The organism is Natranaerovirga pectinivora, assembly GCF_004342165.1.
Taxonomy (GTDB): domain Bacteria; phylum Bacillota; class Clostridia; order Lachnospirales; family DSM-24629; genus Natranaerovirga; species Natranaerovirga pectinivora.
The window spans coordinates 47,206-59,988 of sequence record NZ_SMAL01000002.1; the positions used below are offsets into that span (position 1 = coordinate 47,206).

Annotated in this window: 11 protein-coding genes; 10 read left to right on the forward strand and 1 reads right to left on the reverse strand. The window is 30.0% G+C overall.

Annotated features, from left to right (window positions below; all coding sequences use genetic code 11):
* Positions 1-29: 29 nt before the first annotated feature.
* Complete coding sequence (locus EDC18_RS02785; RefSeq protein WP_132250078.1) at positions 30-245, forward strand: hypothetical protein; 216 nt, start codon at positions 30-32, stop codon at positions 243-245.
* Positions 246-1,313: 1,068 nt separating this feature from the next.
* Positions 1,314-1,502: a nucleotidyl cyclase domain-containing protein gene (locus EDC18_RS02790; protein ID WP_165878452.1), complete on the forward strand. Its 189-nt coding sequence runs from the start codon at positions 1,314-1,316 to the stop codon at positions 1,500-1,502.
* Between the two features lie 273 nt (positions 1,503-1,775).
* Here the strand turns inward: EDC18_RS02790 and EDC18_RS02795 are convergent, their stop codons facing one another.
* Positions 1,776-2,120 (reverse strand): hypothetical protein, encoded by a 345-nt coding sequence (locus tag EDC18_RS02795; RefSeq protein WP_132250082.1) that lies wholly within the window; start codon positions 2,118-2,120, stop codon positions 1,776-1,778.
* Between the two features lie 246 nt (positions 2,121-2,366).
* Between EDC18_RS02795 and EDC18_RS02800 the strand changes: the two genes are divergently transcribed.
* The 8 genes from EDC18_RS02800 to EDC18_RS02835 all read left to right on the forward strand — a co-directional run bounded on the left by EDC18_RS02800 (position 2,367) and on the right by EDC18_RS02835 (position 12,723).
* Positions 2,367-3,671 carry an alkaline phosphatase family protein gene (locus EDC18_RS02800; RefSeq protein WP_132250084.1) on the forward strand — a complete coding sequence of 435 codons (1,305 nt, stop codon included), beginning with the start codon at positions 2,367-2,369 and terminating at the stop codon, positions 3,669-3,671.
* A 661-nt stretch (positions 3,672-4,332) separates the two neighbouring features.
* Positions 4,333-5,046: a nucleotide sugar dehydrogenase gene (locus tag EDC18_RS02805; RefSeq protein WP_132250086.1), complete on the forward strand. Its 714-nt coding sequence runs from the start codon at positions 4,333-4,335 to the stop codon at positions 5,044-5,046.
* Positions 5,047-5,192: 146 nt separating this feature from the next.
* Positions 5,193-5,801: a YczE/YyaS/YitT family protein gene (locus EDC18_RS02810; protein WP_132250088.1), complete on the forward strand. Its 609-nt coding sequence runs from the start codon at positions 5,193-5,195 to the stop codon at positions 5,799-5,801.
* Positions 5,802-6,144: 343 nt separating this feature from the next.
* Positions 6,145-7,392, forward strand: coding sequence for a hypothetical protein (locus EDC18_RS02815; protein WP_132250090.1), 1,248 nt, complete (start codon positions 6,145-6,147; stop codon positions 7,390-7,392).
* A gap of 208 nt (positions 7,393-7,600) precedes the next feature.
* Complete coding sequence (locus tag EDC18_RS02820) at positions 7,601-8,296, forward strand: response regulator transcription factor (RefSeq protein ID WP_165878453.1); 696 nt, start codon at positions 7,601-7,603, stop codon at positions 8,294-8,296.
* A gap of 269 nt (positions 8,297-8,565) precedes the next feature.
* Positions 8,566-10,755 carry a sensor histidine kinase gene (locus tag EDC18_RS02825; protein WP_132250094.1) on the forward strand — a complete coding sequence of 730 codons (2,190 nt, stop codon included), beginning with the start codon at positions 8,566-8,568 and terminating at the stop codon, positions 10,753-10,755.
* Positions 10,756-10,814: 59 nt separating this feature from the next.
* Positions 10,815-11,966 (forward strand): hypothetical protein, encoded by a 1,152-nt coding sequence (locus tag EDC18_RS02830; protein ID WP_132250096.1) that lies wholly within the window; start codon positions 10,815-10,817, stop codon positions 11,964-11,966.
* Positions 11,967-12,177: 211 nt separating this feature from the next.
* Positions 12,178-12,723, forward strand: coding sequence for a hypothetical protein (locus tag EDC18_RS02835; protein WP_442929342.1), 546 nt, complete (start codon positions 12,178-12,180; stop codon positions 12,721-12,723).
* Positions 12,724-12,783: the final 60 nt, after the last annotated feature.

Here is a 12,783-nt window from a genome sequence, read left to right on the forward strand (position 1 = left end):
AAAAAATTCTATATATGGAGGTTTTAAAGTTGAAGAGAGATCCAATTGAAGAGACCAAAGAGTTTAAAGAAGTAGTAAAAAAAATACAGCCACAACTAGATATAATTAATTCACAACTTGATGAACAAGGTTATAGAATGGGACGTTGTCATATATATTGGGCAAAGAAAAAAGAGTTATTGAAACAGGAAGGTATTAATTGGCATACTCCTGCAGAGTGTAATCCTTATACAATTTTCGATTAGATTTGGTAGAATTGGAAATATATTATTAGAGGTTGGTGAGTTAATGCTTACTGTCCTCTTTTTTTCTGCTCTTTGTCAATTTTTAGTCAACTGAAAATGGTCCAATTATTATTTTAAAAATGGCCCACTATTTTTTATTAGTAAGCCACCATATGGTTTCTTCATATCTGTGGCTAGTTTAGTAGGGAGAGCATTTGAAAAGTGATGATTTGCTAAGGAAGTATAAGGCAAATCAGTTTTTAGAGCTTTTAGAAAAAGCAACGACAATCGATAAATTCGAGTTATAATCATTCGAAATGATAGTTGTGAAGCTAGTTGTATTTAAAAATAAATCTATTCGGATTAGTTTGATAGATGAGGCATAAGTTGACTGTTAAATATAATAAAGAGCCAATTATTTATAATTTAATTAAAGTGTAAATGAATTTGAATATATTTTTTGTTTTTTTATAGAATTATAAAAAAATTATTGGTATAATTTATATACATGTAATTGGTATAGCCAAAGATATAGTATAGGGGGAGTATATTTTGGTAAAAGAACCTCTCTGAAAGGACAAGAAAAAATTATGCATATGCATTTTCACATATGTGAGCTGCTTATAAAGGAGTATATATAACAGTAAGTATAAATTTCTCCTACGATGGTACCTTCTCCTGAAAATTTTTTATAAATCACTTAAGAAAAAATAGTATATATCCTATTTTGGAAAATTATGAAAGTTACTCATAGGACTAATTATTTACAGTAATTGAAAATTTTTATGTTAGCTGATATTCTTGAGTTTGTGAGGAAGGTATTTTTATTGGACAATCAGAAAATATAGGAAATATAGCTCCTAATTTCCAAAAAGGAATTTTTAGAGTATTATGTTAAATGTATTGTGATCTATTTCTAGACTGTTAGGAAGTAAATAGACATAAGAGATTCTTTGGTATTCTCTCAAGAACAAAAAAGGACTTTAATATTAAGTTTATGTGATCTTAAGAAAAAGGTTAGAGTAAAGTACTGATAATTAAAAAATCCTAATCAAGCTTTGTTTAAATATGAAAAAGATATTTTGTTATATGGCATCTATCAATAAATATAAGCAACAGGCAGACAGAGCTTACTTACTATCTATAAGCGTTGGAACAGAGATGTGGAGATTTGAAGATCCAATGGATATAGATACACTATTAATGAAAGCTGATGAAAAAATGTACAAATGTAAGAGTAGTAAAATAAATAGCTTAAATTCAAGCCCCTTGCTTTAGGGGGTACATCTTTATGGATACCCAATATAATCCAATTGGAACTAGGTAATTCTTTGGATTATAAAAACTATCAGGAGCATATGGTATAATGCAATTAGGTAATCATTACTTCTATAAAAGGATTACTAAAATTACCTGTTTTTATAATACTTGATTAGGTAAAAAACCAATAAGCCCTAAAACTAACGCATCAATTAGAGTTTATTGGTATTAATTTTAACTCGGAAAACTATTATCTATATTTCATTTACTAAGATATTTGATTTTTATTCATCAATAATGATAATTTAATTGAAACTCAAAGTTAGTAATTTTATATTCATTATTATTAAAAGTATAGTATACTTTAATAAGCCCCATTCTTACATTCATTGATAACTCTATTCCTACTTTTACTGTTAAATTAATAGTACCTGAAAATGCCTCATTATTTAATTCATATAAAACATAATTTCCTATTAATGGTTTATCATATGGAAATTTAGAGGTAGGTATTATTTCATCAGGTATAAAATGAATAACATCATTTATTACAACTCTAAGACCTTCTTGTGATATCTTCATTTCAACGTTATCATTTATAGCATCAATAGGATTTTCTACTTCAATTTCCTTCATTGTTTCTGGATTAATAATATGTATTTCTGTAATATCTGTTGCATAGGTTAAACGAAGATTCTTCTAAAAAAGCTGACAAGTTGCTGAAGTGTATTTTAAAAATGCAGGGGAACCCAATTCAATTAATTTAATTCTAAGCTAATATTAGGAATACTATATTGTTAATTTTAGGTTATATCTATTTCATTAATGGATTTTTTAGATTAAAATATTATATAGAACCTAGATAGTAAAAAGGAGGCTATTATGAATTATAAATCAAATACTCAATCTGCAAAGCATTTAATAGTCATGTCCATAGATGCACTTTCTGAGGATAATTGGGAGATGTGTCAAAGTTTACCCAATTTCTCTACCCTTATAAAAAAAGGTGCTTATAGTAATGAGTTAAAGAGTGTTTTTCCAACTCTGACTTATGTAGTGCATACCACTATGGTAACAGGGGTGTATCCTAATAAGCATGGTATTATTCATAATAATCCCTTTCAACCTTTTGTACCTGAAAAAGATCAACTATGGTATTGGTACCAGAAAGATATTAAAGTGCCGACCATATATGATCTAGCAAGGAAAAACAAATTAAAAACGGCAGGATTACTTTGGCCTGTTACAGCAAATTCAAGTATAAAGTATAATTTGCCAGAAATAAAAGCTATAAAAAATGAAAACCAAGCATTAAAAGTTCTTAAAAATGGTAATAAGCTCTATTGCTTGGATCTTGAACTAAGACTAGGTAAACATAGGGAAGGGATAAAACAACCCAGTTTAGATGACTATACTACTATGTGTGTAGTGGACACCATAAAAAAGAAAAAGCCTAACTTGTTTCAAATCCATCTTATTGATTTAGACGATGCAAAACACAATAACGGAACTAACAATGAAGAAGTTCAAAAAGCGTTACTAAGGATGGATGGAAGAATTGGACAAATTATTCAAGCTGTTAAAGATGCCAAGATAGAGAATGATACCATTTTTCTTCTTATAGGAGATCATGGTCAATTAGATGTAAAACATAAAGTGTATTTGAACAATATATTGAAGGAAAAAGGGCTAATCAATGAAAAAAATGGGAAAACTAGGTGGCGAGCTTATTTCCAATCAACAGGAGGTAGTGCCTACCTCTATATAAAAGAAGGAGATATTGAGGCTGAGGAAATAGTCACTAATATATTACAAGAACTTCAAGTAGTAGACAAGTTTGGTATTGAAAAAGTATATGATAGAGAAGCATTAGATTTACTCAACGCAGATAAAAGTATTAAGTATGGCGTGGAAGCAAAAGAAGGATATTGTTTTCAAGACGAAATAGCAGGAAAAAACATAGTTAATTGCAAGGATGAAAATATTAAATATGCTACTCATGGCTATTCACCAGATAAACCAAATTATAAATGTGTCTTTATAGTTTCAGGTAGTAATATTAAGGAAAACTATAATATAGGTCCAATTGAAATGGTAGATATAGCCCCTACTATGGCCAAAATATTAGGACTAAAATTTTATCCTTGTGATGGAAAAGTTCTAGAAGAAATTTTTACTATGAAATAGTTAAATATAAGTCTCTATGAAAAAATTTAATATTAAAGCTAAAAAAGAAACTTTAATGTTAATGAGTTTTTGAAAAAGAATATGACTTTCTATAGTGTTGGTAAGTAGAGGAACATAAAAGGTAAATTTCCTGTTAAATAAACGCTAAAAGTATTCTCAGACTACGGTTTGAGTTTTTTTAAACCCCTAGGGGTAAGCCGATTGGGTGAGAAATCACTTGACCGGTTTTTTATTTGTACTGGGATATATGGACTCCTCTCCGCAGTAACTATAGTTAAAATTAAAAGACTGATGAAAATAGTACAGAATGAATTATGAAAAAATACAAATATCAATTTGTTAAACATATAACAAAAAACAATGAATTTTGAATAAATTTATATTTAAAATCAAAACAAAACAAAGCATAAGCCATTTTGCAATAAGATGTCAAATAAAACAATATTTTCTTTCATATTTTTGAATAGTATGATATAATATTATAAATAAATATAAAATAAATATTTTATAGCGTAATACAATTAATATTGAAATGTAATTTATAGACTTAATTTGAAGGATTTAGAAATTAGACTTTCATTAAACCTTCTTCCTGTAGCGGAGGGAAAGGCAAGCTATTAGGATAATAAGAATAGGTGTATAACTAAGTGTAGGTGATAATATGAGAATAGTAAAAGACATTTTGGATCAAAAAGCAAAAATAACTGTTGTTGGCTTGGGCTACGTAGGAATGCCTTTGGCTGTAGCATTTGCAAGGACAACTAAGGTGATCGGATTTGATGTTGACAAGAAAAAAATAGAAATGTACTGTCAGGGATTAGATCCAACAAAACAGGTGGGAGATAAGGCTATAAAAGAAACCAGTGTTGAGTTTACTTCTGACAATTCAAAACTTAAAGAATCAAAGTTTATAATCGTTGCAGTGCCAACACCTATAAAAATAGATAAAACACCTAATTTGGAGGCAGTAATAAATGCCTGCCGTATCATTGGACAAAATACATCAAAAGGAGCTGTTATTGTATTTGAATCAACAGTGTATCCAGGGTTAACAGAAGATGTATGTATACCAATTTTAGAAAAAGAATCGGGATTGATTTGTGGAAAAGACTTTAAAGTGGGATATTCACCAGAAAGAATCAACCCTGGAGATAAAGAAAACCGTTTGGAGAATATTAAAAAAATAGTTGCAGGTATGGACAATGAAACCTTAGATATAATAGCTAAAGTGTATGAAATAATTATAGAAGTTGGGGTACATAGAGTGTCGTCTATTAAGGTTGCAGAAGCTGCAAAAGTAGCAGAAAACAGCCAACGAGATATAAATATTGCCTTTATGAATGAACTGTCTATGGTATTTGACAGAATGCTTTGATTTGTCTATAGAAGCATTATCAAAAAGTCATAGAATTAGTAGTTATAGAAGATAAAGTTAGTTAGAAGAACTAGCCAAAATACTAGTATAGCAATTGAGTAGGTGACTTGAAGGTTTATAAAAATTTTTAACGAAGAGGTGTGTTGATGAAGCGGTATTTTTTTTATTTCGTTGGGTTATGGATTGCTACACTAGGCGTTGCTAGTGTTATTACATCTGATATGGGTGCTGGTCCTTGGGATACTGTATTTGTGGGATTATCTAATAATATAGGATTAACACCAGGGAATTGGGTCATTATCGTTGGGGCATTGCTTATGATAATCAATGCTTACTTATCTAAAAAACAACCTGATTTCCCAGCGTTTCTAACAATTTTTACTACGGGTGTTTTTGTTGATATTAATCTAAAGTTACTTGAGTTTATAGAACTGAACAATATGACTCAAAGAATTTTATTGTTTATAATAGGATTCATCCTACTTATAATTGGTGGGGGAACCTATCTTCAAGCTAAATTAGCACCAAATCCAATAGATAATTTGATGTTAGTGATGCATAAAAAATTTGGTTTTAGTCTTGCTATTTCTAGGTTATTAGGGGAAAGCTTTGCGGTTTTAATGGGGTTACTGTTATCAGGTCCAGTGTCCTACGGTACAGTAGTTGTTGCATTATTTATCGGCCCTGCCATTCAAATTTCATATAATGTAATGTCAAAAATATATAACTGTCCTACACAAGAAGGGACTGCATAAAAAATATATATTCTTACGCTCTTATGAGTGTTTTCTTGTTACAATGCATAAGAACTTAGAGACGATAGACAAATGATTAGAATGTTAGGTATTACATCAATAGTAATTATAGAGGTTGATCGAAGTGTATAACTTTGATCACTTTTTTTTGCTCCAAAAGTGATTGTCTAATAAAAATAGAAAATTAAGTTATAAGGCTATATTAAAGATTCATTAAAGATATAGCAAAAAGGCTGAAATAATCCAATTTTTGACATATAATTATATTATATTTTAACTGTAGAAAGTATGGATGATTGCTTATATAGTAATTAGAAAATTAAATTTAAAGGGGATGAAGTTAATGAAGAAAGCAGTAATAATTATCTGTATTGCAATATTGTTAGTATCTGTTGTAGGTTGCTCGGGAGGTTCTGATCAAAAATCTGATGAAGAACTAAGAGCAGAAATCATGGCAGAGCTACAAGAAAATACTCATAGAGAAATAGAACAAGAAGTATCTAATGAAGAAACACAGGAAGGACAAGAAATAAAAGAAGAAGGAGAAACATCACAGCAATCAACGGAAACAAATACGCCAAGTAAACAACCTTCTGCAACAAATAATAATACGTCAGACCGTATTTTGGTAGGTACCTATCCTGGGGGTGGGAATTTTGATTTTATCATTGAAAAAGATAAATCAAAGGAAGTAGTAGTAGGGGTACCAGTATATTATCTGTCCATGGCATATAATAATGGAGATAAGAAATTATTGGCTAAATCTGTTAATCTTGGAATGGATTGGCCCAATTCCATTGCAGCAATCTTAAATCCTACTTTATCTAATGATGGTAAAAAAGTGTATTATTCTACAGATAATACTTTTAACGCTGGTAGTGGCTACGCGGCAAACAATTATTTTACACGAGTTATAGATTTGAATTCATTAGAAGATTATTTTTTTGAAAGTGGAGAACTTATTACTATTTTAGATGATAGTCAAGGTCCTTATAAAGATCATATTGTTCTTAAAATTTACTCAAAAGATAATGCAGGAAATATAATAACAGTTTATCAAATCGTAAAACCTAATGGAGATCAACTGGTTATTCTTGACACGCCAGGTAATTGGAGAGCTAATATTGAAGCCAAACTTGGTGGATCAGCTAGTGTAACGCCAAGCACAGAAATAGGTGACGCAGTTAGGTTATCAGGGTTTACTAACGAAACAATTAGAGATGTAAATATTAATTACAGTCAATACAGTGCAGTAATTGTTCCGTTTTATACGGGAGTAAATACTAATAAATTGGCGACATCACCTTGGATTGACCATCCCGAAGGTCAAGTTTTAGACTTTATTGTTTTTGGAAAGTTGCAAGATGTTGTCATTACACGTTATCAACATATGATGGATCAAGGAGAAGCATTTGAGTATGGGGTAATTGAAAATACCATCTTCAATATACATTCTTGGTTACCTTATGATTCAGGTCGCTATGTAATATCTGGTAGAGTGCATACTGGAGGCGGTCATTTTGAGGATGTTACATTTGCCTTGGATGATATGAGAGATTCTTCAGAATATGATATTATATTAATTAAATAGAATAAACATACATTTGGTTTGTTTTTTTTCTTAACTGGAAATTAAAAAGAAGCAACGAAAAGAGGTTGAAATCTCACTCGTAGCTTCTTTTTTCAGTCAATTAAAGCATAAAACATTGACTAAATTCCTATTTTTAATGTATAATAATACTATTGACAATTATGAAAATTTAATAAATGGTGCAATGAGTTTTTGTGTGGTGATAATGGTGGCAAAAGAAAAAATATTATTGGTAGAAGATTCCCCTGATATAATTGAAATTGTTTCACTTTACTTAGCTAATGTAGGATACTGTATATCTACAGCGAGAAGTTATTCTGAAGCTTTACAAATGGTAAAGAGTGAGAGCTATGATTTAATTATTCTAGATATTTTATTGCCTGATGCAACGGGTTATGATTTATGTAAGAAGATAAGAGAATTTATGTACTGTCCCATAATATTTATGAGCTGTTTAGAATTGGAAGAGAATGTGATTAAGGCTCTAGAGTTAGGTGGGGATGATTATATTGTGAAACCAGTCAGACCCAAAGAAATAATTGCTAGGGTAAGGGCTAATTTACGTAGGGCCAAACAATATACTCATAGTAATGAAAGCCTTGGTAAATTAGTTCAATTTAATGATCTTATTCTAAACACAGAAGAGTATACACTATCAAATTCAAAAAAGACCATACATATTACACCACTTGAATTTAATATTCTTGTCTATTTGCTAAAATTCAAAGGACAGAAGGTATCATACACTACACTATATGAAAATGTTTGGAAAACTGAAGCTTTTGATGATTGTAGGACTGTTAAGGTACATGTAAGTAATCTTAAAAATAAAATTAGACTAATTGGCAGTGATAAAGACCCTATTGTTAATATTAGAGGAGAAGGGTATTTATTAAAAGAATAAGTAATTGATAGTTGATTATATAATGAAAAGATATGGGAAGGAACATATCTTTTTTTGTGTCTAATATTTGGAGAGTAACTATTACAGTTATTAAAGATTAATTAAAGATATGGCAAAAAGGCTTATTGAATCTTGATTTTTATTATAGAATTATAGTAGATTCTTCAGAAGTATTCTTTGCTTGTAAATCGTTTTATTAAAGCATTGCAAATAAAAGACTGTAACTGTAGAACGCTTTATGAAGAAAATATTATTTTGGAGAACTTATAATGAAAAAAATAGCCAAATTGTTTATTTTAATTATATTTCTTATAATAATTTATGTAGGTTGTTCTACTGGTACAATAGAAAACAAAAAAGATGCTTTACCAAGAGAAATTAAAGGTAAATTGAATGAAGAAACCCTTAATGAAGAAGGAGAAAAACCTTTTTCACTAGAAATGAATGTAGGACAGTTGGTAAAGTCTGACGGTACATTAGAAGCTAAAGATGGGGTTTATGATTTAGAGAAGGTGTATGAGTTTATTTACAGCCAACATCCCCAGTTTAATATAAATGATTTTAATATGTGGACAGCTAATTTTTATGATTTAGATTCAGATGGAAAAGATGAAGTTATATTTACAACCTCATATGGTAAAGGAAGGCTAGAAGAAGCAATAGTAATTAAAGCAATTGATGGAGGGTTTATAGAAATTCCTTCATATATGCCTCTTACTAGGTATGAGAATATTTTAACTTTTGAAGAAGGTTTTTTAGTACATATAGGACAAAATGGTTTGCCTGGTTCATTTGAACAGAGTATGGACCTTTATATTTATGATGGCTTTAGAATTGTTAATCTACTAGATGGAGCAATTATAATTAATAAAGAAGTATCAATAGCAGGTAAAAACTATACGGTTACAAGTAAAAAAAATGGAAATTTTAAAGATTTCACTATGACCTATTTTAAGACGGATTATTTAACCGGATTAGAAGAGATCCTCTCTATAGACCATTATACATATAATGAGGGAATGTATTATTGGAGAACGCCCCTTAGTTTATCTAATAGTGCTAAAGATTTTGATAAAGTTTATAATGGAAGCAATCTACTGGCAACTATTGAATACTTCAATGAGAACCTTTATCATTTTGATGAAATTAGAAGAAGGGAATTTAGCGTAAATCTAATCAATGTATTAGAAAAAGATATGGAAAGAATTTTTCGAGGACAGAGGTCTATTTTAGAACATATTGGTACAGAAGGGTATGATGTTAAAACAAATAGGCTTGATGATTCAAATCTTAGCAATGACGTTATAGAAGAACTTCATGAAATAACCAGCAATAGCGTGTATAGGATAGCAAAAAAATACTATACATCTTTGGGTTATATAGAGGATATGGGTTTTACCATTACCATTGAACCTAGAATTTTTGAAATGTTAAAGCCAGCACTAGATTATGCATATCCTGAAAGATTTACGCCATATGATTATAGTGGTCTCAAACCTATTTTAGTACCCAATGTTATTTTTAATTCTCCAAAACAGGTTGAACTTCTGCCTATGGTGTATCCTAATGTGTATGTATATAGTTATGCAGATGTGAAGAAGCTAAAAGGGGCAGAAACATGGAAAACTAATATAATTCTTCCTATAATCATTCCACCTCCAGAAACTAAACAAGTCCTCAAAGCTTTGATAATAATCCTAGGGTTAGTAATCATTATAATTGGTTATTTGCTCATAAAAAGTTTACGAAAGCTTATAGACACAAAAAAATTATTGGAAAAAAGTATAAGAGAAAAAGAAAAATTTATGGCAGACATATCACACGACCTAAAAACGCCTATTATGAGTATTATGGGTTATATGGATACGATTTTAGATACCGAGATGAGAGATAAAATTCCTATTGATAACTATTTAAGAAGGACTCAGTCTAATATCTTATACATATCTCGACTGGTAGATGATTTGTTTACTATGTCAAAGCTAGAAAACAACCAAATTAAGTTAAACAGAAAGAAGACCAATATAAACAAAGTAATTGAAGAAGCTATTATCATTATAGAGAACACTGCAGATAAAAAAGGTATAAGTATTATATCTCAATTAGAAGCAACTATAGATAGTCAATGGGAAATTGATTATATTAGAATTAGGCAAGTGTTAGTTAATATTCTTCATAATGCAGTCAAACACACCTCAATAGATGGAGAAATTATTATTACGACTAAGCATAGTAAAGATAAAAAAATATTAGTCGCTATAAATGATAGTGGTAGTGGTATTTCAACAGAAGAAATACCCCATGTATTTGATAGGTATTATAGATCAAATAATAATATTGACTCACAATCTACAGGTCTTGGCTTATGCATTGCCAAAGAACTTGTTAAAAAACATGGTGGTAATATATGGGTAGAAAGTGAGCTAGATAAAGGAACGACCTTTTATTTTGAAATTTAAACAAAGTGCTCAATCTTTAAAAGATTTGAATAATAGAATAAGAAAATGGAGGAATTTATATGAAAAAGAAACTTAGTATTATTTTGATTTGTCTAGTGATTGGAATAAGTGTCTTGGGATGTTCCAACTCAGAAAAATCAGAGGAAGAACGAAGAGAAGCAATTAGGGCTCAAATAGAGGCAGAGATAGCAGAACAGCAGGAAGAGGAAAAGATAGAAGATAGGCAGGAAGATCAAAACAACCAAAACAACCAAAACAACCAAAACAACCAAAACAACCAAGTTCCAACCAACCAACAGAATGACTTATACCTATCTAGTCTAAATAATGGTGATAGGGTATGGGGTGGACTTACTATTAAAGATATTGAATATGATAAAAGAAATGGTGTTCCACCTAGTTTAGTAGGATTTGTTTTAGAGGGAGAAGTTGAGGTTACAGGAGAACTTTTCTTTGATGAATATTTTGGTGGTATAACCTTATCAATCAATGAGAATAGTATTTTTACTAATCCACTAATTATTGAGTTTCCTGATAATTATATACATGAGTATCGACCAACATATTTATCATTTAATAATGAGGAAACATTAACAAAAGCCCTTTCAACAAGTGATGTTAATGACATCAAACAAAATTATAAAAGGCTGAATGTAAAAATCAAGATTAAGAATATCGGTGCATTGATGATGTATGAGTCAGAGGGAAGTCATTGGTGCTCATTTGTTGAGCTAATTGACTATTCAGCAAATAATGCAGGCCCATCTAACAATCAACCTAGTAATTCAGTTTCCTCAGGAAAGTTGCTTACAATGTATGAATATAACAAAAACTATCAATACGACATAAATGGTTTTGGAGCTATAGATACTTTCTCGGTACATAGAAACACTGAGTCATATGAAATGTATCTGGTTGTAAATAACTACAGAATGGACTTTCCATTTATAGAACCTGAGTTAGTATACGATAATTACAAGATTATTGAGTTTTCTGAAAGAAATCATTATGTATTCGTTGTTTCTTCAGTTGTTCCACCTTTTGGTGAAACTCAAATATCATTCTACTATTACGCTACTAATTATGGGTTAGAGCCATTAGGTTACATAGAAACGGACAAGGCATTACAAGACTTAAAAATTGAGAATATAAACTTTAGTCAGGTTAGAATTAATAATGTAAACTATGATTTCAACTCATTACTGCCTTAATTGGGCTTTGAAAAATTTAAGTAAATATAGAAGCGTAAGATATGAGCCCTCATATTTTTAACAAAATGAGGGCTTTTAATAATATAAAAAAATAATAACCAGTGTATCAAAAATTATGATAAAATATACAAGCAATTAACTAAAGATAATATAAGACTTAATAAGGTATATTAAGAAAGCATAGAAGGATGACACTAGAAACGTCCCTAAGTTGACGAGATACGTTTCAATTTGGGTGCTAATAACTGTTCAGATAAAGTTATTAAAAATATTGGTATTGCAAAAAAAATACATTAAAAATGTAGGGATTGAAACACCAAAGACTCCTGAATTTTTTGAAGCTTTTTTTAATAAAAAAGAATCCATCTTAGAGACTAACTTAGATTTTATTAATTGTGCTGAACTTCATCTAAATGAGAACAACATTGATAACTACAGTGGGGAAAACATGTATATATCCAGACAAGGCTATATCTCTCCAACTTGGAGTAGAGAATTAACCCTACAATTTATGAAAATAGCCGATGAAGAAGAATGGGATTTAGTGGTTCATGATTGCTCAAACTACACAAAATTCGCTAGAAATTTAAATCTAAGTAGTAAAGAAGGCAAGTGGTTTGGGGCAAGTAATTATGCTTGTGAGTTCTCAAGGATTCCTTACCATGTGTTTTTGCCTATATTACGAGATGACAATTTTAAATTTGTGATTGAAGAGGAATTGCCAGAAGGTTATAAACCAGGACAGATAATTTTTTAAATAGAAATTAATCATTAAATATATCTTCTAAAACTGACAAATGTCATTTTGAACTGATGA

Bases quoted from the DNA above. Each gene is read 5' to 3' on its own strand.
- EDC18_RS02790 (WP_165878452.1), top strand. From the start codon at position 1,314: ATGGCATCTATCAATAAATATAAGCAACAGGCAGACAGAGCTTACTTA.
- EDC18_RS02795 (WP_132250082.1), bottom strand. From the start codon at position 2,120: ATGAAGGAAATTGAAGTAGAAAATCCTATTGATGCTATAAATGATAAC.
- EDC18_RS02800 (WP_132250084.1), top strand. From the start codon at position 2,367: ATGAATTATAAATCAAATACTCAATCTGCAAAGCATTTAATAGTCATG.
- EDC18_RS02805 (WP_132250086.1), top strand. From the start codon at position 4,333: ATGAGAATAGTAAAAGACATTTTGGATCAAAAAGCAAAAATAACTGTT.
- EDC18_RS02810 (WP_132250088.1), top strand. From the start codon at position 5,193: ATGAAGCGGTATTTTTTTTATTTCGTTGGGTTATGGATTGCTACACTA.
- EDC18_RS02815 (WP_132250090.1), top strand. From the start codon at position 6,145: ATGAAGAAAGCAGTAATAATTATCTGTATTGCAATATTGTTAGTATCT.
- EDC18_RS02825 (WP_132250094.1), top strand. From the start codon at position 8,566: ATGAAAAAAATAGCCAAATTGTTTATTTTAATTATATTTCTTATAATA.
- EDC18_RS02830 (WP_132250096.1), top strand. From the start codon at position 10,815: ATGAAAAAGAAACTTAGTATTATTTTGATTTGTCTAGTGATTGGAATA.